This is a genomic window from Azomonas macrocytogenes (genome assembly GCF_014191985.1).
GTDB classification, from domain to species: Bacteria; Pseudomonadota; Gammaproteobacteria; order Pseudomonadales; family Pseudomonadaceae; genus Azomonas; species Azomonas macrocytogenes.
The window spans coordinates 258,331-279,450 of record NZ_JACHXI010000004.1; the positions used below are offsets into that span (position 1 = coordinate 258,331).

17 protein-coding genes are annotated in these 21,120 nt (G+C 55.3%); 9 read left to right on the plus strand and 8 right to left on the minus strand.

Annotated elements, in window-relative coordinates:
- Positions 1-15: 15 nt before the first annotated feature.
- The 3 genes from FHR87_RS06505 to FHR87_RS06515 form a co-directional block, all read right to left on the minus strand.
- Positions 16-2,436, minus strand: a complete 2,421-nt coding sequence (locus FHR87_RS06505; protein ID WP_183165899.1) for a TonB-dependent siderophore receptor — start codon at positions 2,434-2,436, stop codon at positions 16-18.
- Between the two features lie 112 nt (positions 2,437-2,548).
- Positions 2,549-3,523, minus strand: a complete 975-nt coding sequence (locus tag FHR87_RS06510; protein ID WP_183165900.1) for a FecR domain-containing protein — start codon at positions 3,521-3,523, stop codon at positions 2,549-2,551.
- Entirely contained in the window at positions 3,516-4,049 is a 534-nt protein-coding gene (locus tag FHR87_RS06515) for a sigma-70 family RNA polymerase sigma factor (protein ID WP_183165901.1), read from the minus strand. The genes FHR87_RS06510 and FHR87_RS06515 overlap by 8 nt, the downstream gene beginning before the upstream one ends.
- 616 nt (positions 4,050-4,665) lie before the next feature.
- Between FHR87_RS06515 and treF the strand changes: the two genes are divergently transcribed.
- The 6 genes from treF (at position 4,666) to FHR87_RS06545 (ending at position 12,979) form a co-directional block, all read left to right on the plus strand.
- On the plus strand, positions 4,666-6,264 hold the full coding sequence (gene treF, locus FHR87_RS06520; RefSeq protein ID WP_420826727.1) for an alpha,alpha-trehalase TreF: 1,599 nt from the start codon (positions 4,666-4,668) through the stop codon (positions 6,262-6,264).
- A gap of 224 nt (positions 6,265-6,488) precedes the next feature.
- Positions 6,489-6,647, plus strand: coding sequence for a YqaE/Pmp3 family membrane protein (locus tag FHR87_RS06525; protein ID WP_183165903.1), 159 nt, complete (start codon positions 6,489-6,491; stop codon positions 6,645-6,647).
- Positions 6,648-6,854: 207 nt separating this feature from the next.
- Entirely contained in the window at positions 6,855-10,367 is a 3,513-nt protein-coding gene (locus tag FHR87_RS06530; protein ID WP_183165904.1) for a response regulator, read from the plus strand.
- Complete coding sequence (locus FHR87_RS06535) at positions 10,364-11,191, plus strand: CheR family methyltransferase (RefSeq protein ID WP_183165905.1); 828 nt, start codon at positions 10,364-10,366, stop codon at positions 11,189-11,191. Before FHR87_RS06530 ends, FHR87_RS06535 begins: the two co-directional genes overlap by 4 nt.
- Positions 11,188-11,790, plus strand: a complete 603-nt coding sequence (locus FHR87_RS06540) for a chemotaxis protein CheB (RefSeq protein ID WP_183165906.1) — start codon at positions 11,188-11,190, stop codon at positions 11,788-11,790. Before FHR87_RS06535 ends, FHR87_RS06540 begins: the two co-directional genes overlap by 4 nt.
- On the plus strand, positions 11,783-12,979 hold the full coding sequence (locus FHR87_RS06545) for a hybrid sensor histidine kinase/response regulator (RefSeq protein ID WP_183165907.1): 1,197 nt from the start codon (positions 11,783-11,785) through the stop codon (positions 12,977-12,979). Before FHR87_RS06540 ends, FHR87_RS06545 begins: the two co-directional genes overlap by 8 nt.
- Before the next feature lie 18 nt (positions 12,980-12,997).
- On the opposite strand, the gene FHR87_RS06550 is transcribed toward FHR87_RS06545, so the two are convergent.
- The 3 genes from FHR87_RS06550 to hemJ all read right to left on the minus strand — a co-directional run bounded on the left by FHR87_RS06550 (position 12,998) and on the right by hemJ (position 15,285).
- On the minus strand, positions 12,998-14,371 hold the full coding sequence (locus FHR87_RS06550) for an MATE family efflux transporter (protein WP_183165927.1): 1,374 nt from the start codon (positions 14,369-14,371) through the stop codon (positions 12,998-13,000).
- Between the two features lie 29 nt (positions 14,372-14,400).
- The gene (locus tag FHR87_RS06555) at positions 14,401-14,694 is read right to left on the minus strand and encodes a hypothetical protein (protein ID WP_183165908.1); all 294 of its coding nucleotides are present in this window, start codon (positions 14,692-14,694) and stop codon (positions 14,401-14,403) included.
- Positions 14,695-14,856: 162 nt separating this feature from the next.
- Entirely contained in the window at positions 14,857-15,285 is a 429-nt protein-coding gene (gene hemJ / locus FHR87_RS06560; RefSeq protein ID WP_183165909.1) for a protoporphyrinogen oxidase HemJ, read from the minus strand.
- A 138-nt stretch (positions 15,286-15,423) separates the two neighbouring features.
- On the opposite strand from hemJ, the gene argC reads away from it, so the two are divergent.
- On the plus strand, positions 15,424-16,467 hold the full coding sequence (gene argC, locus FHR87_RS06565; RefSeq protein ID WP_183165910.1) for an N-acetyl-gamma-glutamyl-phosphate reductase: 1,044 nt from the start codon (positions 15,424-15,426) through the stop codon (positions 16,465-16,467).
- Between the two features lie 81 nt (positions 16,468-16,548).
- The gene (gene erpA, locus FHR87_RS06570) at positions 16,549-16,899 is read left to right on the plus strand and encodes an iron-sulfur cluster insertion protein ErpA (protein WP_183165911.1); all 351 of its coding nucleotides are present in this window, start codon (positions 16,549-16,551) and stop codon (positions 16,897-16,899) included.
- A 76-nt stretch (positions 16,900-16,975) separates the two neighbouring features.
- Here the strand turns inward: erpA and FHR87_RS06575 are convergent, their stop codons facing one another.
- Together FHR87_RS06575 and FHR87_RS06580 are read right to left on the minus strand one after the other, a co-directional pair.
- On the minus strand, positions 16,976-18,061 hold the full coding sequence (locus tag FHR87_RS06575) for an anhydro-N-acetylmuramic acid kinase (RefSeq protein WP_183165912.1): 1,086 nt from the start codon (positions 18,059-18,061) through the stop codon (positions 16,976-16,978).
- Between the two features lies 1 nt (position 18,062).
- Positions 18,063-19,493, minus strand: a complete 1,431-nt coding sequence (locus tag FHR87_RS06580) for a peptidoglycan DD-metalloendopeptidase family protein (RefSeq protein WP_183165913.1) — start codon at positions 19,491-19,493, stop codon at positions 18,063-18,065.
- Between the two features lie 172 nt (positions 19,494-19,665).
- Here FHR87_RS06580 and tyrS point away from each other — a divergent pair, with 172 nt between their 5' ends.
- Positions 19,666-20,880, plus strand: coding sequence for a tyrosine--tRNA ligase (gene tyrS / locus FHR87_RS06585; RefSeq protein WP_183165928.1), 1,215 nt, complete (start codon positions 19,666-19,668; stop codon positions 20,878-20,880).
- Positions 20,881-21,120 lie beyond the last annotated feature (240 nt).

A 21,120-nucleotide genomic window follows, 5' to 3' on the forward strand; every position in this document is an offset into this window, starting at 1 on the left:
TCAGCATTTCAACCCTTAGAACTTCGCGCTGAGGGTGGCGATGACCGAAGCCGGTTCGCCCGCATAGTTGCCGTCGGTGCCGGCCACGGTCTCGATATATTTGCGGTTGGTGATATTACGACCGTTCAGGGAAACGCGAAAACGCTGGCCGAGATCGTAGAACAAGGTGGCATCGAAGCGGGTGTAGCCGCCGACATTGTAGGTGTTCTCGATGTCGCCTTCGCGCTCGCTGGCAAAGATCATCCCGCCACCCAGGCCCAGACCCTTGAGCTTGCCCGTCTGCACTTGGTAGGTCGACCATAGCGAGCCGCTGAAGGTGGGTACGCCGGGTCGCTTGTTGTTTTCCTTGATGACGGAGTCCTTGGTCACCTTGGCATTGATTACGCTGATATTGCCGATCAGGTTCCAGCCGTCCAGCGGCTGGCCGCTGATGTCCAGTTCGATACCGCGTGAGCGCTGTTCGCCGGTTTGTATCGAGTATTCGTCAGCCGTCGGGTCGGGGGCGGACACGTTTTCGCGGATGATTTCGAACGCGGCCAGGGTAAGGCTCAGGCGATCGGGGATCAGGTCGAGCTTGGCGCCGATTTCATATTGGTCGCCGGTTTCCGGGTCGAGTGCCTTGTGGTTGCGGTCGATATCGCCCTGGGGAGAAAACGAGGAGCTGTAGCTGGCATATAGCGCCAGCCAGTCGGTCGGCTGGTACACCAGACCGACCCGTGGCGATACTTCGGTGGGGTCGATGTCGGTTGCGGTGCGGTTGTTGTCGCTGTCGAGGCTGGTGTTGTATTGCTCGGTTTTGTCCCAGCGGGCGCCAACCAGCAGTTTCCATTGTTCGTTCAGGTCGATTTGGTCCTGGAAGTAGGCGCTGTAGGATTGCAGGTCGAGCTCGTATTTGCCATTGAAGCTGAGCGGGCCGGGTCGGGCGCCGTAGACCGGATTGTGGATATCGATCGAGGCCAGGGAGCCGCGCCGGTTTTTCAGCCATCGGTGGCCGTCGATGTATTCATAGCCCACCAGCGCCGTGTGCTGGATGCTGCCTGTGGCGAACTTGGCGATGGCCTCGAACTGCATGTCCAGAGTGCGGACTTCTTCGTCGCCATGGGTCGTGCGCCGCCGCAAGGTACGGCCGTCGCTCGCCAGGTCGCGCAGATCCACCACGAAACGGTCCTTGTTGGAATCGTCCCAGCGGGTCATCTGGCGCAGGGTCAGCCAGTCGTTGAGCTGGTGTTCGATCCGATACCAGGCCGAGACCTTGTCAGCCTTGTCGCGCGACCAGGGTTCGTGCAGGAAACGGTCGCCGCGCAGGTGGATCTTGCCGTTGGTCGGAATCAGGCCACGGTCGAACTGGCTGCTCTGGTCGATGTACTCCAGGCCGGCGTCGAGCAATGTGTCGGCGGAGGGTTGCCAGCGGAAGGTCGGGGCGAAATAGGTATGGCGATTGTCGCGGAAGGTGTCGCGAAACCCTTCCTTGGTCTGCCAAGCCATGCTGAGCCGGCCGGCGAAGGTGTCGCTCAGAGGACCACTGAAGCTGCCTTCCAGGCGATGGAAACCATAGGTGCCGGTCTGTGCCTTGAGCGAGGCTTCCGGGGCGAAGGTGGGGCGCCGGGTGACCAGGTTGATCAGCCCGCCGGGGTTGCCGCGCCCGTAGAGGACCGAGGCCGGGCCCTTGAGGACTTCTATGCGCTCGACGCTGGCCATGTCGGTGATGGCTTCCGGGCGTTCCACCAGGGGGCTGATCAGCATGCCGTCGATGGCGTAGGTAACGGCGTTGAAGCCGCGAATGACGAAGCTTTCCGAGGAGCCGCCGTGGGAGTTGGCGCGCTGGATGCTGCTGACGTTGGTCAAAGCATCGCCGAGGCTGGTGATCTGTTGGTCTTCCAGTACCTGACGCGAGACCACCTGGATCGATTGCGGGACGTCGCGCAATGCCGTGTCGGTCTTGGTCCCGGTGCTGGTGCGGGTAGCGCGATAGCCTTGCACCGGGCCATAGGCGGATTCCTGGTGACCTTCGGCGAGTACGTTGACTGTCGTCAGATTCATCGTCTCGTTGCTGGACTGCGGACGGTGCAGCAACAGAGTGCGCTCGGGCGTCAGGGTCCACTCAAGGCCGGTTTCTTGCAGAAGTTGCTGCAGGGCTTGGCTTTCGGTCATGCGGCCTTTCAGGGCTGGAGCCCGCAGCCCCAGGGCAAGCTCTGCATCGAAGCTGACTTGCAGGCCGGTCTGGCGACCGAAAATACCCAGCGCTGAAGTCAGCGACTGGGCCTTGATATCGAAATCGTACCGGCGTTCATCGGTTTTGCGAAATGGTATGGTTTCAGCAGTTTGTGCCCAGCCGGGCGATACCGGGAGCACCAGAGAACACCCGAGCATCCAGCCCATGCCAAGGCCGACACGGCGACAAATAAGCGAAAATGGGTAGGGGCAAGACTTGTCCAAGGCAGCTTTCCTTCATAGGTCTACTTTTCATTTGAGATTTATTCTCAAAGGTTCCGATGAAAGACGGCGTGCTCGTGGATTTTTTTCAGGCAATGGGTAAATTTTTCAAAGGTCACCGATTACCGACGATACGGACCCAGGGCGTTATCTGCCGATGGTTGACCGACAGCGATTGCGCCAAACCCGCCAGTGCGCGGTCCGGATGGTTCAGATCGAATACTCCGCTGATGCGGCGTTCGCCCAGGCTCGAATCACCCAGGAATATCCAGCCCGGTGTATAGCGCTGTAATTGGGTCAGGATGTCGGTCACCGGGGCGTTTTCGACGAACAGAAGCCCTTGCCGCCAGGCGGCGACCTGTTCGATGGGAATACGCTGGCGCTCGGTCTGGCCGGCGCTGCGTTGCACGCTCAGGCGTTCGCCCGGTAGCAGTTTTTCGCTGACGTTGCGGCCCTCGACCACTACCTGGCCGCGTTGCACGGCCACATCCAGGTGCGCGCCGACGTCTTTTATTTCGAAGGCTGTCCCCAATACTCGCACCGAATAGGTGCCACTGCGGACCACAAAGGGGCGTTGCAAGTCATGCATGACGTCGAAGAACGCCTCGCCTTCCAGCAGAATGATCTCGCGCCGGCCATTGCTGAAGTTGCTGGAAAAGGCGCTACGCGGGCCGAGTACCACGCTGGAGCCGTCTGCCAGGTGCAGTTCGGCGGTTTCGGCGACTCCGGTGAGATAGTCAGCCTGCCAATGCAGCAGGAGTCTGGGATAGCTCAGGAACGCGAATGCGGCGAGACTGGCTGCCAAGGCCAGAGACTGCCAGAAACGGCGAGTACGGCGGTGGGGTGGCGGGGGCGCGATCTGGCGTTCGCTTGCCGGCGATTCGCTGGTCGACGGCGAGGCTTGCGCCAATTGTCCAAGGCCGCCCCAGACACGTTCGATCTGCTGCCAGGCGGCGGCATTCGCGGGATTGGCTATCAGCCAGCGCTCGAACGCTGGTCGGGCCGACGAATCTTCCAGCAGGCGCAATTGCCAGTCGGCTGCCTGCTCCAGTGGATCAGTGGTTTCGTACGAGGCGGATTGTTCAGTCACGAGGTACGTCTCCGCTCGCTATTTCCTCCGGCAAGGCACGCGCCAGGCGGACCAATGCATCGCGAACCAAGCGGTGCGCGGTAGCCAGGGAAACCTGCAGTTGTTCGGCAATCTGTGCCAGGGTCTGCCCCTCCAGACGGTGCATTTCCAGTGCCCTGCGGCTGGTCTGGGGCAGTTCGTCGAGGGCCTGCGCCAGCTTTTCCAGCTCGTTGCTGCGCAGGCAGGCTTGCTCGGGGGTTGTGAACATGCTTGGTATCAGCCAGTCAGGCGGCGCCGTATGGCGCTGTTGCTCGCGCATTTCGCTACGTCCCAGGTCGAGTGCCAGATTGCGCACGATGCGATAGAGGTAGGCCACCGGTTGCTGGATGGATTCCAGTTCTTCGCGCCCGAGCGGATGGAAGCGAATGTACGCTTCCTGGACGATATCCTCGGCCTTGGTGCGATCACCAGTGATCGCGGTTGCATAGTTCACGAGTGCTCTCCGGCAAGATAGGAACAGGTCCAGTTTAGCGGCCGGATCACTCATCGTTGTTGCGCCTCTTGGGGTTGGCCCGTGCAAAAGGGAAGAAAAGACACACTTTATGAGTAAATGATAAGTAGTTGCAATTGTGCGAATGGGATTCGTAGCGTCGGGCTATTGAAACAAGCCGCTGGTTTTTCTGCTCGAACGTTGTTCGACTTGGCGATCTGTCCATTCGTCGGTTGGTACCTGCCCCAAACATGATTCGGGAACGAAACAGGCATGGTTACCGAGTAAATAATCATGTCGCTATTTTGGTTAAATAGTGGCGATCACCGCTTATCGTATCGGGAGGCAAGCATGGCAAAGCGGTCTTGGAGTTATTTGCTGTTTTCTTGATGCATGTCATTGCATTCCTTGCGACTTGAAACATTCAGATATGAGTGCCACCTTTTCCTGAGTCCTTTTTCACGCATCGGCAGGGACGTAGCAAAACGCCCCTGTCGATCCAGCAATCGAGCCGGCCTCTCATCCGCAAGCAGCCGGTCGATGCAAAATATCCAGACAAGCTGCCGTGGCTGGTCCGCGATCCATTGAAAGTCGATGTGCTGTACTTGGATGCCGGCCGACCGTGGAGCCATTCGTATGCAGATGGAGGGTCATAATGCAATTACAGCGAGCAATGAGCGCCTTGGACTACGGTTTCGCCGATCCTTTCGAAGCTGATCTTGCCGGTGTGTCTTCCGCCGATACCCTGAGCCCCGCCGACCGTTACCAGGAATTATTCGTCGATGTGCAGACGAGCCGGATCTTTCCGGATAGCAAGACCTTCGTCGATTGCGCGCCATGCAATCATCCGGAGCAGATTCTGGAGGCCTATCGTGCCCAGCGGGAGCAGTCGGGGTTCGATCTGCGCGCGTTCGTGCTCGAGCATTTCAGCTTTTATGAAATTCCCGCCAAGGAGTTCGTGGCCAACCCGGATGACACCCTGGCCAGGCATATCGACCGTCTCTGGCCGATCCTGACCCGCCATCCCGGCCAGCATCCGATGCGTTCATCGTTGTTGCCGCTGCCACATGACTATGTCGTTCCGGGCGGGCGTTTCACCGAGCTGTATTACTGGGATTCCTATTTCACCATGCTCGGTCTGGAGGAGAGTAACGAACGCCAGCTGCTGCGCGATATGGCCGATAATTTCGCTTATCTCATCGATACTTACGGCCATGTGCCCAATGGCAATCGCTCCTATTACCTGAGCCGTTCGCAGCCGCCGGTGTTTGCTCTGATGACTGAGTTGTTCGAGGAAACCGGCGTGCACCGAGCCAGCGATTATCTGTCGCAGTTGCGCAAGGAGTATGCCTTCTGGATGGATGGGGCTGATTTTCTGCGACCAGGTGACGCTCATCGTCGCTGCGTGCGCCTGCCTTGTGGAGCATTGCTCAATCGCTACTGGGACGACCGCGATACACCGCGCGAAGAGTCTTATACGGAGGATGTGCACACGGCGCAGGCGTCTGATCGACCAGCCCATGAGGTGTATCGCGACTTGCGTGCCGGGGCGGAATCCGGCTGGGATTTCAGTTCACGCTGGCAGGCCGACCCGACCAGGCTCTCCAGCATTCGCACCACCTGCATTCTGCCGATCGATCTCAATAGCCTGCTGTATCGATTGGAACTGCAGATTGCCCGCTTGAGCAAGGCCAAAGGGTTGGATGCCTGCGCCAGCGAATTCCAGGAGCGTGCCGCCACTCGCCGTACTGCCATTGACCGTTATTTGTGGAGCAGTGAGATTGGCGCCTATTTCGATTACGACTGGCAGCTTGGCCAGCAGCGGGAAAACCTCACGGCCGCGACCCTGACGCCCCTGTTCGTCAAGCTGACTTCCACCGAACAGGCTCAGCAGATCGCAATAGTCGTGCGCGAACGGTTGCTGGCTCCAGGTGGGCTGTCCACTACCGAAGTCGAGGACAGTGGCCAGCAATGGGATCGGCCCAACGGGTGGGCACCTTTGCAGTGGATCGCCATTCGCGGCCTGCAGCACTACGGCCAATACGAATTGGCGATGGATATCGAGCAGCGCTGGTTAGGGGTCGTTTCCGACCTGTTCGAGCGCGAATGCAAGCTGGTCGAAAAATATGTGCTAAGGCCGCATGCCGGGCATGCCAAAGGTGGTGAATATCCACTGCAGGATGGTTTCGGCTGGACCAACGGTGTCACCCGTAAGCTGCTGCAGGAAGATCCGCGACACCAGGCCAATCGTTGTCGTGCAGGGCACTGTTAGAGCGTTTTTGGCTCAATCCAGTCCATGCTTGCCTGGTATGGGTTGAAGTAAAGGGAAACTATTCCGAGATAGACGGTTTTGCGAAATTCACCGGTTGCCAGGCAGAAAGACAATCTGCGCCCGGCAGCCGTCCTTCCTTCGCGTTTGTCGACGCTTCCATCCGTCAGCCGAACCCTTTTACCATTTCTTGGTTCTAAGTCGCCGATAACAGTTGGAGATCACCGATGGATCTTGTTCGAATCATCATTGCCATTCTTTTACCTCCGCTCGGGGTATTTCTGCAGGTCGGGTTTGGTGGGGCCTTTTGGCTGAACATCCTGTTGACCCTGCTGGGGTACCTGCCGGGAATCATCCATGCCGTATGGATCATTGCCAGACGCTGACAGCTCGCTTCAGGTGCGTCAAGCCCGGCCACTTGAGCCGGGTTTTTTGTGCTGTGGGAACGGAGTGTGTCGTGTAAAGTCCTGCCGTTAAAAGAAATTTGGCTTCGCCGATCAGTATGATCAATAGTAAGAGCCCTGTATGTATAACGCGTTGCGCAACCCGACGCGTACGTTTGTAATTGCCAGCCTGGCTGGAGCAGGAACTACATGAGTGATTCCTCCATCGATAAAGATAGAAAGAGCTTCGACCGTATCCTGAAACGCAATGTGGCATTGCCACTGGCGTTCGGTTTTCTCAGTGCAGCCTTCTTCAGTGCCATCGTCTACTACCTGCTCGAAGTCAATCGCATGGTCGAGGTTTCGGTGACTGAGGTCGTGCAGGCTCACGATGTCATTCGCCTGATCGTCGATCAGGAGACTGGCATGCGCGGCTTCCTGCTTACGGGTGATGAAACCTTTCTCGAGCCCTATGAGCTTGCGCTGCCAAAACTCGGGAAGCGCTTCGACGAGTTGAAATGGGCTGTGGAGCAGAAGCCAGAACAGTTGCGACGCATCGAGTGGGTCGAGAACCTGCACAACCGATGGAGTCTTTTCGCACAGGATATGATTGAGCGGCGCCGGCAGAATCTGCCTGTCGTCGAGCACGCCCGTGATGGGCGTGGCAAGTTGCTGATGGATGAGATCCGCAATGAATTGAACGCATTCATTGCCTCGGAGCGTCAGTCACGAGAAGAGCGTACCAACCGTTCCACGCGGATCACGACTATTCTGATCGGTGGTTTCCTGCTCCTGAGCCTGGTGTTCAGTAGGGGGCTGGTATATCTGGGGCGGCGCGATCTGTATTCCCTGTCTACCGGCTATTCGCGTTCCCTCGAGCAACAACGCGAATATGCCAGGGATCTGGAGCGGCGTGCCTGGTATCGCACTGGTCGAAGCCAACTGGGTGAGGCCATCATCGGTGAGCTGTCGCTGCCCGTGCTGGGGCAAAGTATCCTGGGTTTTCTTGCCCAGTACCTGGAAGTTGCAGTCGGCTCGCTCTATGTCCTGGAAGGTAGCAGGCTGCAGCGTGTGGCCGAGTTCGCCTACGATCTGGAGCAACTCAATCACAATCGTTTCCTGGACATGGGCGAAGGCATGGTGGGGCAGGCAGCCCTCGAACAGCGCATGCTCAGGCTGAGCGATCTTCCCGATGGCTATCTGAAAGTCAGCTCTGCGCTGGGCAATACCCCGAGCCGTTCGATCATGGTGGTGCCTGTGCTGGATAATGGCATGCTCAATGCCGTACTCGAACTGGGTTTCCTGCGCTCTTTGCGCCATGAGGACGAGGAGTTGCTGAACAGCATCGTCAGCCAGATCGGTTCGGCGATCGAGGCGGCCCGTTACCGCCAGCGGCTACAGAAGGCATTGACCGAAACCCAGTTGCTCAACGAGGAGCTGCAGGTACAGCAGGAAGAACTGCGTGCCGCCAACGAGGAGCTGGAAGTACAGTCCAGCGCTTTGCATGAGTCGCAATCGAATCTGGAAGAGCAACAGGCCGAGCTTGAGCAGACCAACCAATATCTGTCCGAGCAGGCTTCCGAACTGGCCAGCCAACGGGACGAGATCGGTTTGCAGAACCAGCGTCTGCAGCAGGCTCAACTGGTACTCGAGCAGCATGCCGAGGCTTTGCAGCGGGCCAGCCGCTATAAATCCGAATTCCTCGCCAACATGTCCCATGAATTGCGTACGCCGCTGAATAGTACGTTGATCCTGGCCAAGCTGCTGGCGGATAACCCGCAGGGCAATCTCAGTGACGAGCAGATCCGGTTCGCTCGTTCCATCTATGCATCCGGCAATGATCTGTTGCTGTTGATCAACGATATTCTCGACTTGGCCAAGGTCGAGGCAGGCAAGCTGGATATCCGTCCGGAAACCGTGGTCCTGTCTGCGCTGGTGGATGGCTTGCGCGAGTTGTTCCTACCCTTGGCAATGAATAAATCGCTGCAGTTCACCGTAGAACTGGAGCCGGACGTTCCGGATACCTTATTCGTCGACCACCAGCGCCTGGAGCAGATCGTCAAGAATCTGTTGTCCAACGCACTCAAATTTACTGAATCCGGTTTTGTGACATTGCGCGTCTACCGTCACTCTGCCGATATGCTGGCCTTCGCCATACGCGATTCCGGAATTGGCATTCCCGCCGAACAGCAAGCGATGATTTTCGAAGCGTTCCGCCAGGCCGACGGGACCACCAACCGCCGTTATGGCGGTACTGGGTTGGGCCTATCCATTTCTCGTGAATTGGCACAGTTGCTGGGTAGCCGGATCGAAATGCAAAGTGAGCCGGGCCAGGGCAGCGTGTTCACGTTGCTGGTTCCGCTGCATTACGAGCTTTCTGAAAAGGCGCAAGAGTCATCGGCCATGTTGCCGGCGCCCATACAGGATCAGCCGGTAGCGCCGGTGGTACCGGCCATTGCCGCACCCGTATCCGCACCCATTGTTCGGGCGCGAGCAGAGGATGCGCTGCCGGATGACCGCGAAGCCTATCCGTTCAGGGATCGCTGCGTCTTGATCATCGAGGATGAGTCGCAATTTGCCATGATCCTCAAGGATCTGGCCCACGAGCTGGGTTATAGCTGCCTGATCGAACATAACGCCGACAATGGTTTCGAGGCCGCCTTGCGCTATCGACCGGATGCGGTGTTGCTGGACATGCGCTTGCCCGATCACTCCGGGCTGACGGTCCTGGAGCGCCTGAAAGGGACTCCGCAAACGCGCCATATTCCCGTGCATGTGGTGTCGGCCGAAGACCACCGGGAAGCGGCGTTGCACATGGGCGCGATCGGTTATGCACTGAAGCCGACCAGCCGCGAAGAGCTCAAGGCAGTATTTCAGCGCCTGGAAAGCAAGCTGGCGCAGAAGGTCAAGCGCATCCTGCTGGTCGAGGACGATGCCTTGCAACGTGAAAGCGTGTCGCGCCTGATCGAGGATGTCGACGTGGAAATCACCGCCGTCGAACTGGGTGAGCAGGCGCTGGAGCGGCTGCGCTCGACTGTTTTCGACTGCATGATCATCGACCTCAAGTTGCCCGACATGGATGGCCACGAGCTGCTCGAGCGCATGGCACACGAAACTATCTGTTCCTTTCCTCCGGTGATCGTCTATACCGGCCGCAACCTTACCCGCGATGAAGAATCGGCGCTGATGAAATATTCGCGTTCGATCATCATCAAGGGCGCCCGCTCGCCAGAGCGCTTGCTGGATGAAGTCACGCTGTTCTTGCATAAGGTCGAATTGGACATGCCGCCGGAGCGGCAGAAGATGCTCAAGAGTGCGCGTAACCGGGACAAGACCTTCGAAGACCGCAAGATCCTGGTGGTCGATGACGACGTGCGTAACGTTTTCGCCCTGACCAGCGCTCTGGAACACAAGGGGGCGGTGGTAGAAATCGCCCGCAATGGCTACGAGGCCATCGAGCGGCTGCGTAGCGATCGCCAGATCGATCTGGTGCTGATGGATATCATGATGCCGGAGATGGATGGTTTCACCGCCATGCAGGAAATCCGCAAAGATCCGAGCATGGCCAGGTTGCCGATTATCGCCGTGACGGCGAAGGCCATGAAAGACGATCAGGAGCGCTGTCTGCGGGCCGGCGCCAACGATTACCTGGCCAAGCCTATCGATCTGGACCGGCTGTTTTCCCTGATTCGTGTCTGGCTGCCGAAGGTGAAACTGTTTTGAGCGCATCTTCCTGGCAAGGCGTCGATATCGAAATAAAGCTGTTGGTCGAAGCTATTTACCTGCGTTACAGCTACGATTTCCGGAACTATTCCCTCGCTTCATTGAAGCGGCGTGTGCTATTGGCGCAGCGACAATTGGAATGTGCCAGCATTTCCGAGATACAGCACCGGGTGCTCTATGATCCCGAGGTATTCATGGAGCTTTTGCAGTATCTCACCATCCCGGTCAGCGAAATGTTCCGCGACCCCGTTTACTACCTGGCCTTGCGTGAGAAGGTCATGCCGGTGTTGCGCACTTATCCTTCCTTGAAAATATGGGTGGCCGGTTGCAGTACGGGTGAAGAGGTCTATTCAATAGCCATCCTGCTGCACGAGGAGGGGCTGCTGGATCGTTCGATAATCTATGCGACGGATATCAATCCTCACTCCTTGAAGCAGGCTCAGCGCGGTATTTTCAGTCTGGACAATGTGCCCCAGTACACCCGTAACTACCAGCTTGCCGGCGGTCGGCAGAGCTTTGCGGATTACTACACTGCCGCCTACGAGTCAGTCATTCTCGACAAGTCGTTGAAAGAGCGGGTGACCTTCGCCGATCACAGCCTGGCGACCGATAGTGTCTTTTCCGAAACTCATTTCATTTCCTGTCGCAATGTCCTTATCTATTTCAACAAGGATTTACAGAATCGCACCTTTGGTTTGTTCCATGAGTCGCTCTGCCACCGTGGTTTCCTGGGGTTGGGAAGCAAGGAAACTATTGAGTTTTCTTCCTATGCTTCTTACTTCGAGTATTTCTCCAAAGAAGAGAGGGTTTTTCGCAAGCTATGACTACTTTCTTCCCGGATCGGCCGATTCCCCAGGTGGACGCAGTGGTCATCGGTGCTTCGGCTGGAGGGCTGCAGGCATTGACGGTGCTGGTCGAAGGGTTGTCGAGCCGGTTTCGTCTACCGTTACTGGTTGTGCAGCATATTCCGCCACATGGTTCTTCCTGCCTCGTTTCCGTCTTCCAGAATAAAACGAAGCTGCGGGTGAAAGAGGTGGACGAAAAAGAATTGGTCAGCCCTGGAACACTGTATTTCGCTGCGCCGGACTACCATTTGCTGGTAGAGGAGGATTATTGCCTGTCGCTGAGCCAATGTGAGGCAGTGAATTTTTCCCGTCCCTCGATCGATGTGCTCTTCGAATCGGCGGTCGATGCCTGGGGCGAGCGGCTTGTGGGAATTCTGCTGACCGGTGCCAGCGAAGATGGTGCCGCTGGTCTTGAGAAGGTCCATTGGGCTGGCGGGTTGACCATCGTACAAGAACCAACCGAAGCGCAGGTCGCTACTATGCCGCGTGCTGCGTTGCAACGCTTCACACCGGATTTCATCTTGCCGCTGCGCGAGATCCATCGACTGCTCTGTGAGCTGGAGTGTCGCAATGCCTGACCAAAACGACGAAGCCAAACTGCTTATCGTCGACGATCTGCCGGAAAACCTGCTGGCTCTCGATGCGCTGCTGCAAGGTCAGGGAATTGCCCTCTACAAAGCCGAATCGGGTGAGCAGGCACTGGAATTGCTGTTGCGTCACGAATTCGCCCTGGCCATCCTCGATGTGCAGATGCCGGGCATGAATGGCTTTCAACTGGCCGAACTCATGCGCAGTACCGAGCGCACCAAGCAGATTCCCATCGTCTTCGTCAGTGCCGCCGGGCACGAACTCAATTATGCCTTCAAGGGTTATGAAAGCGGTGCGGTGGACTTCATGCACAAGCCGCTCGATTCCCATGCCGTGCGCAGTAAGGTCAATGTATTCGTCGCGCTTTACCGCAATCGCAAGCGTATGGCCCGGCAGTTGGAAGCTCTGGAGCAGAGCCGGCGGGAGCAGGAAGTCCTGCTGGACGAATTACGCAGTACCCAGACGGAGCTGGAACAGGCAGTGCGCATGCGGGATGACTTCATGTCCATGGTTTCCCATGAATTGAAAACACCGCTGAATACGCTGATTCTCGAAGTCCAGTTGCGCAAATTGCAGTTGTCCAAACATAACTTGGCCGCCTTTAGCGAGGATCGCTTGCAGGCCATGGTGGAAAAGGACGAGCGCCAGATTCGCAGTCTGATTCGGCTGATCGACGATATGCTGGATGTTTCACGTATCCGTACCGGTAAGCTATCGATTCGACCCACTTATTTTGACTTGGCTCAGTTGGTCGGTAAGGTGGTGGAAAGCTTTTTCCAGCAGATGGCTATCAATGGTTGCGAGCTGACCTTTCAGTGTTCGGAGTCGTTGCCAGGCGTCTGGGACGAATTTCGCATCGAGCAGGTATTGGCCAATCTGTTGACCAATGCGGCGCGCTACGGCGTCGGCAAGCCGGTTGAGGTACGCGCCTACTCCGTTACGCATGGCGTATGTCTTGAGGTTCGTGATTACGGAATAGGCATCAACCCGGCTAACCTGGAACGTATCTTCCATCAGTTCGAACGTGGCGATGGCAGCGAAAACAGCGCGGGGCTGGGCTTGGGGCTGTTCATCGCGGATCAGATCGTCAAGGCGCACGGTGGGCGTATCGAAGTGCAGAGCACGGAAGGGCAGGGCGCTCGATTCTGTGTGATCCTGCCGCCTTTAGATTCGCCGTGATTTTCAGGGTAAGGCCGGTTATCCCGCAGGGGTTGCGATAGGGCTTTGTGGCTCACGTGGCCTTATCCAGCCTTGATGTTCCAGGCGCCATGCCTCCCGCCCCAGACAAAGGCCGCGCAATAGCATGAAGGCGATGAAGGTCAGCCAGAGGCCGTGGTTGCCCCATCCAGAGGTCAGCCAGCCCAGCGGTAGGGCCAGGAGCGCGGCAAGCAACATTGCATTGCGCATTTCCCGAGCTCTGGTTGCGGCGATGAATAGTCCGTCCAGCATGTAACTCCAAACGGCGATCGGCGGTAGCAGGATGAGATAAGGCAGGTAGGCTTGCGCTGCGCTGCGAACTTCCTCGATGTCGGTCTGAAACTGGATGAATCGATTGCCGCCAATCCAGAAGAACAGGGCGAAGCCAAGGCTGATTATGAATGCCCAACCGCTGCAGATGACCAGCACGCGCTCCAGCCCGCTACGGTCACCGGCCCCGATGGCATGGCCGCTCAAGGCTTCCAGGGCGTGGGCCAGTCCGTCCAGGGCAAACGCGGTGAACAGCAGGCCGTTGAGCAGCAGGGCATTGGCTGCCACGGTGGCATCGCCGAGCTGAGCCCCGCGCCAGGCGATCAGGAGAAACACTCCCTGCAGGAGCAGCGAACGAATCAGAATATCGCGATTGACTGCCAATAGCGGTTGCCAGGCGCGCCAGTGTCCTAGGCGAGACAACTCCAGTTGGCCCGGATAACGCGGCAGAACCAACCAGGCCAGTCCCAAACCCAGCAAGGCGCCGGCCCACTCGGCGATTACCGAAGCGCGCGCTGCTCCTGGCGCCTCCCAATCCAGACTGAGGACAAACCAGAGAGCAAGCATCATGTTGATGATATTAGTCGTCAGCAACATCCCCAACGGCACCCGAACATTCTGTATGCCGAGAAACCAGCCGATTAGTGCGCAACTGGTCAAGGCGGCCGGCAAGCCGAACAAGCGTGTCTGGAAATACGTCTGGGCAAGGCTTTTCAGCTCCGGCGAAGCGCTCATCGAGTCCAGGAGCGTATTGCCGACAGGGACAGCTATTACGGCGACCAGCAGTGCCAGACCAAACCCCAGAACAAGACTTTGGAAGAGAATCCGGCGCAGCTCGTTTCCATCGCTACGTCCTGCTGCCTGGGCGGCAAAGCCGGTCGTACCCATGCGCAAGAAAACGAAAAGGCCGAGCATCACTTCATAGAACATTGCACCGACTGCCACAGCACCTAACTGGTGAGCCTGTGGCAAATGTCCGACCACGGTGATGTCAGTCAGCGCCACCAACGGAACGGAAAGGTTGGATAGAACCATCGGTGCGGCCAGCGTCCAGGCTTTCGTATGGGTAGGCCGGTGGCTCCAGGCCTTGGTCAGCCGTGACAGGAAAGGTGTCATGAAATGCAGAGGCACACTCAGTAGATCAGCCAGCTTAATAGCCAGAGTCCGAGAAACAACCAGATCAGGCCACTCACCACTGCGCGTCGGAAAAAGGCCCTGAAGGCCGTGACGATGAGTACCAGGCCAACGATCAATCCACCAATACCGAGAACGGAACGATCTATCCCTAAGGCACTGGATAAACCTTCGAGAAAGTTATACCCGGCGATAATTATCCAGTCGAAAATTCCTTTCAATGCATCGACAACATAGCGAATGGCCGCCCCTATGGCTTCACCCAATCCTTCGAAAAACCCTTCTATTCCCATTTCCAGCTCCATTGGTTGCCGACACTGCGCATTTTGCATTCAAGGCTTGATTGCCTGGCAACGGCGAGGACCAGGCGGATGGCACAAGTGGACTCCCTCTTGCCAGGCAGCAACGGAGCCTCGAGTGCCAAAATTGACTAATCGAATCAACTAAACAGGCCACTAGAATGGTTTGATTACTACCAGAATGACAATGGTCACGAGAAACAAGACTGGAATTTCGTTGAACCAGCGGAAAAATTTATGGCTATGCGTATTTCCCGCATCCGCAAAGCGTTTGAGCTGCGCTCCACACATGAAGTGATAACCTACCAGCAGCAACGCCAGGGCGAGCTTCGCATGCAGCCAGCCTCCGGTCGAAAAGAGTGCCGGGTTCATTTTAATGATTGCCATACCCAGCATCACGGTAGCAATCATCGAGGGCATCATGATGCCTCTGTAAAGCTTGCGCTCCATGATGCAAAAGCGGTCTCTGCTGGTCTGGTCTTCACTCATGGCGTGATAGACAAACAGGCGCGGCAGATAGAACAGGCCGGCGAACCAGCAGACGACAGCGATGATGTGCAATGCTTTCAACCAGAGGTAAAGCATGGGGGGTTCCTTGCGGTTTCGAACGAGCCCTGCATAGTAGTGTCGGTCAAGTAGTCAGTCACCCTGCAGATGGTTGGCTCTTGGTAAAACTGGTCTTATCATTTTCAGTTTTCAATCGTTTGTAGCAAGGGGCGCTCCATGATCAAGGTCGGTATCGTAGGTGGCACGGGCTATACTGGAGTCGAGCTATTGCGTTTGCTGGCGCAGCATCCGCAGGCGGAAGTAGCTGTCATCACGTCTCGATCGGAAAGCGGAGTCAGGCTCTGCGATATGTTTCCGAACTTGCGCGGTTACTATGATGATTTGGTGTTCAGCGTGCCCGATACAAATGTATTGGGCTCCTGCGATGTGGTTTTTTTCGCGACCCCTCATGGGGTTGCTCATTCTCTGGCCGCAGAGTTGCTGGCAAGCGGAACCCGGGTAATCGATCTATCTGCCGATTTTCGGATCAAGGATGCCCAGGAGTGGGCTAAATGGTATGGCCAACCACACGGCGCGGCCGAACTTCTGCCCGAAGCTGTTTACGGTTTGCCCGAGGTGAATCGCGAAAAGATCAAGGAAGCTCGCTTGATTGCCGTGCCTGGCTGCTACCCTACGGCCACTCAACTGGGGCTTATTCCCTTGCTCGAAAATGGTCTGGTCGATCCACTGCGCCTGATCGCCGACTGCAAATCCGGGGTCAGTGGAGCGGGACGCGGAGCCAAGGTCTCATCGTTGTTTACCGAAGCTGGGGAAAGCATGATGGCTTACTCGGTCAAGGGTCACAGGCACCTTCCGGAAATCGCTCAAGGTCTGCGCCTAGCTGCCGGTGGAGAGGTTGGTTTGACCTTCGTTCCGCATCTCACGCCCATGATCCGGGGTATTCACGCCACTCTGTATGCTTCGCTGATCGATTCCTCCATCGACCTGCAACAGCTACAGCAACTATACGAAAACCGCTATGCTAACGAACCTTTCGTCGATGTGATGCCAGCAGGCAGCCATCCCGAAACACGCAGCGTAAGAGGCGCCAATGTTTGCCGTATGGCTATCCATCGGCCGCAGGATGGCAATTTGATCGTAGTGCTTTCCGTGATCGATAACCTTGTCAAAGGTGCTTCAGGCCAAGCCTTGCAGAACATGAACATTCTTTTCGGTCTGGATGAGCGACTTGGCTTGGGTAATCCTGGTCTGCTGCCTTGAATCCATCAGTACAATAGTTGCCGCGAGGCGATTTTGAATGCATGCTTCTGCCTCTGGTCGAGGTTTTGCTGGGAGAATCAAATGACTGTCGAGACGTTTACGCCAACTGCCTTGCAGTTCACGCAGAATGCGGTCAACAAAGTGAAGCGTCTGGTTGACGAAGAAGGCAATCCGCAGCTCAAGTTACGAGTCTTCGTGACGGGAGGAGGGTGTTCCGGTTTCCAGTATGGATTCACCTTTGACGAAGACGTTGCCGATGACGACACGATTGTGGAGCGCAATGGAGTAAGTCTCGTTGTCGACCCGATGAGCTTCCAGTACTTGGCAGGTGCCGAGGTGGACTACCAGGAAGGTCTGGAAGGCTCTCGCTTTGTGATCAAGAACCCGAATGCCGCGACCACTTGCGGATGCGGCCAGTCCTTTTCGGTCTGAGCTTGTTCCTGGACATCTGTCTCTAAGAGGCGTCACACCAGTAGCCTGTATGGTTTACTGCGTATACTGGGGCTACTCAGGCAGGGTAGATCGCACCCAATACGCGTAAACCTCTTGCTCCGGTTACGCTCGGCCGGTTGGCCGGTATTCCCTCCAGGCAACAGTGTGCCAGCCAGGCAAAAGCCATGGCTTCCACCCAATCGGGATCGATACCCATTTTCTGGGTCGTGCTGACTTTACACGATGGCAGGAGCGCCTGCAGCCGTCTGATTAGTGCGAGGTTGTGAGCACCACCACCACAAACGAACAAGTCGTCGATACTTTCTGTTGCTATTGAATCAACGATACTTCTAGCTGTAAGTTCAAGCAGTGTTGCCTGTATGTCCTGAGATTGGCACTCGGGTAATACAGAAAGTTTCTGTTGTAACCAACTTGAGTTGAACAACTCTCGACCGGTACTTTTGGGGCCTTGCCTGGAAAAGAAATCGTCGCTCAGCATTAACTGTAGAAGCGCATTCTGAACCTTTCCGCTTGCTGCCCAGCTACCATTGTCGTCATAGCGCTTGCCCTGGTGCTTCTGTATCCACGAATCGAGCAGCACATTCCCAGGGCCACAATCGAAGCCACGTACTGGGGAATCTGGTGACAATAACGTCAGATTGCTGAATCCACCTACATTGAGGATGACGCGTTTGCGTTCGGAGGATGCAAAGATAGCCTCATGGAAAGCGGGAACCAGCGGAGCACCTTGGCCACCGGCAGCTATATCCCTGCGCCGAAAGTCGCTAATCACTGTCAGGCCCGTCAATTCAGCCAAGAGAGCGGGGTTGCCGATTTGAATGGTGAAGCCGAGAGCGGGCTCGTGACGAATGGTTTGCCCATGGCTGCCAACTGCACGGATTTTCTCAGGCGCTATTTGGCTTTTTTCGAGAAGGACCGAAATACCGGCCGCAGTAAGCTGAACCCATTGTTGCTCGGCAATGGCGCTACGAGCTAATTCGTTCGGTCCAGGGGTGCATAATGCGAGCATTTCCTGGCGAAGCTCTTCGGGCATACTCATGTAATGGGTAGCTGCCAGCCGAGTAGTTCCGCCTTGCTCGATCAAGGCCAAATCGATCCCGTCCAGACTGGTGCCAGACATTAATCCTATGTAATAGCTCATGCTATTGTTGGCTCAGTGCTAGCGTCACGCTTCTTTTTTCATCCATTTGTGCCAGCAATGGTTTGCTGAATTTCAGAAAGAGCTGCTTTTCATCTTTCGTCAAAGGATTTGTCATGGCGAGCTTTTGACTCAGTGGATCTATATGTTGCCCATCCACTTGAAATTCATAATGAAGATGTGGTCCCGTAGAGAGCCCGGTTGTACCAATATAGCCAATGATCTGGCCTTGCTTCACGGAAGCACCGTTGCGAATGCCTTTGGCGAAGCCTTGCATGTGTGCATAAAGCGTTTGATATCTTTGCCCGTGTTGCACTATCACTGTATTTCCGTAGCCACCATTGCGCCCGGCCAAGACTATTTTCCCATCTCCGGCACTCTTGATTGGTGTGCCACTAGGAGCTGCATAATCGACACCCTTATGGGCTCTTATCTTGTTCAGAATAGGGTGCTTGCGGCCAATGGAGAAACGTGAACTGATCCGGGCAAAGTCGACTGGAGTACGAATGAACTCCTTGCGCATGGTATCGCCATTGGCCGTGTAGTATTTAGTGCCGCCTTGGGCATTTTTATAGCGAATGGCCGTGTAGGTTTTACCCTGATTCGTGAAGCGAGCAGCTAGAATCTTGCCGCCTCCTGTACGCTTACCTTTGATGGTTTTTTCTTCATACAGAAGCTCGAAAGAGTCACCTTTTCTGAGATCCAGTGCAAAATCGATGTCATATCCGAAAATATTAGTCAGTTCTACCGCCAATCCATGACTGAGCCCAGCTTTTTGGGCGGCCAGAAAAAGACTGCTATCTATAGTGCCGTAGGCATATGCGGATGTAGTTTCAGGCTTTTGCTTGTCTTTCTGCAGAGCGTAACCGTTTGCAGTCTTCTCGAGCCGTAATGTTTCCAAGTGATTGATTTTGTGGCTGAGGGTTAGTAACTGACCTTCTTTATCCAGTTGAAACTCGAATACTTGCCCGGGTTTCAATTGAACTAGCTGCTCTGCCTCTGTGCTGCTGCCAAGAATGTCTTGAACAGTTGCTACTGACAGGCCTGCTTTCTCGAAAAGAGTGGACAAGGTATCTCCACGAGCTACTGTTATCCTCTTCAAGGGCTCTTTGGCTTCATTATTGCCCGAATCTTTGCTGCTGTCGGCAATGGACTGGCCAGATGTTTCCGCTCCGGAGTGTAAAAGGAAGGGCTCTTCACTTTTGACAGTCAAGCCATTGGCGGCATCAACTCCTTCCTCGAAGACGGCTTCGCTGAGGCTTTCTGTTGCCCGTTCGATTGCCGGTTCCATATCGATACTAATGAATGTTTTTTTGGCTTCGACTTCTCGAGAAGGAAAAATCAGCAGCGCCAAACTGAGAAGCGTTGCCACACCGCTTGCAGCCAATAAATGGCTCTTTGGGTAGAAAGGTGCCTTTTTTGCAGTTTTGTTCATTTGGAGCTGGAATGGGGGATGGTGATAAATAGCTGCTTAAAATATAAGTAAAATATGGTATAGGCAACCCTGATTAATAGATCGGATTGGCCTAAGCAAGATCTTGGTCAAACTTGTTTTAAATTTTCTGTCCTGTATTTTTGAAGGCTTTATTCTTGCGAGTTTGATCTTTATGAAGTCTGTAGAGGAGCAGCTGCAGCTTATCAAGCGTGGCGCCGAAGAGGTTCTGGTCGAAGCAGACTTGGTTGCCAAGCTTAAGCGTGGAAAACCTTTGCGGATAAAAGCAGGGTTTGATCCAACTGCTCCAGATCTGCATCTAGGCCATACGGTTTTGATCAATAAGCTACGACAGTTCCAAGAGCTTGGGCATCAGGTCGTCTTTCTTATCGGTGATTTCACGGGCATGATTGGCGACCCTACCGGTAAAAGCGCTACTCGACCTTCGCTGACTCGTGACCAGGTTCTGGAAAATGCCGAAACTTACAAGTCTCAGGTATTTAAGATCCTGGATCCTGAAAAAACGGAAATTGCCTTTAATTCATCCTGGATGAATCAGTTGAGTCCGGCTGAATTTATCCGTCTAGCTTCTCAGTATACGGTTGCTAGGATGCTCGAACGCGATGATTTCCATAAGCGCTACGCATCGGGGCACTCTATTGCAATTCATGAGTTTCTCTACCCCTTGGTTCAGGGATATGACTCGGTTGCCTTGTCTGCCGATATCGAGTTGGGAGGTACCGATCAGAAGTTCAATCTGTTGATGGGGCGTGAACTCCAGCGAGCTTATGGGCAGGAATCCCAGTGTATTATCACTATGCCTTTACTTGAGGGGTTGGATGGCGTCAAAAAAATGTCCAAGTCTTTGGGGAACTATGTGGGAATTCAGGATGCGCCTGGTGTTATGTACGGCAAGCTCGTATCGATCCCCGATACATTGATGTGGCGATACTTCGAGCTTTTGAGCTTCAGGTCCATGGCGGAGATTGAAGGTTTTCGTAGTGATGTCGAACAAGGCGCCAATCCGCGTGATATCAAGATAAAGCTGGCAGAAGAAATCGTTGCCCGTTTCCATGGGGAAGATGCTGCGCATGGCGCGCATCGTGCTGCCGGTAATAGAATGAAGGATGGTGATTTGCCAGATGATATTCCTGCGATTGAATTAATTACTGCTTCTGATATGCCTATTGCGGCGGTTTTAAACAAGGCTGGTTTGGCGAGAAATGCTGCTGCTGCACGAGATTTGCTCGAGTCTGGGCGTATTCGCGTAGATGGGGAAGTGATTGATCGGAGCTTTGTGCTCGAAATTGGCAAAACATATATATGCCAGGCGGGAAAGAAAAGCTTTGCACGTATTGGTATGGTGCGGGGGCAAGATAAAGCTGATTAGCTTTACATTGGCTGACATCGCTTTTGATTGCTCTGTAATGCTTTTTTATTACCTGGCCTTCTGATGGAAGATTCTGTTTAATCAATGGGTTATGTTGTTTTTAAGGGTGGTTTGGCGTGTCGGAAAGGTTATGGTTGTTTTAATAGCTTGACGGTAGTTTGAGATGCTGTATTATGCGCCTCCCGCAGGCAGCTGGTTAGCCCAGCAGTCAGCGGCAAGCAATTGAGTAGAAAACGAAAT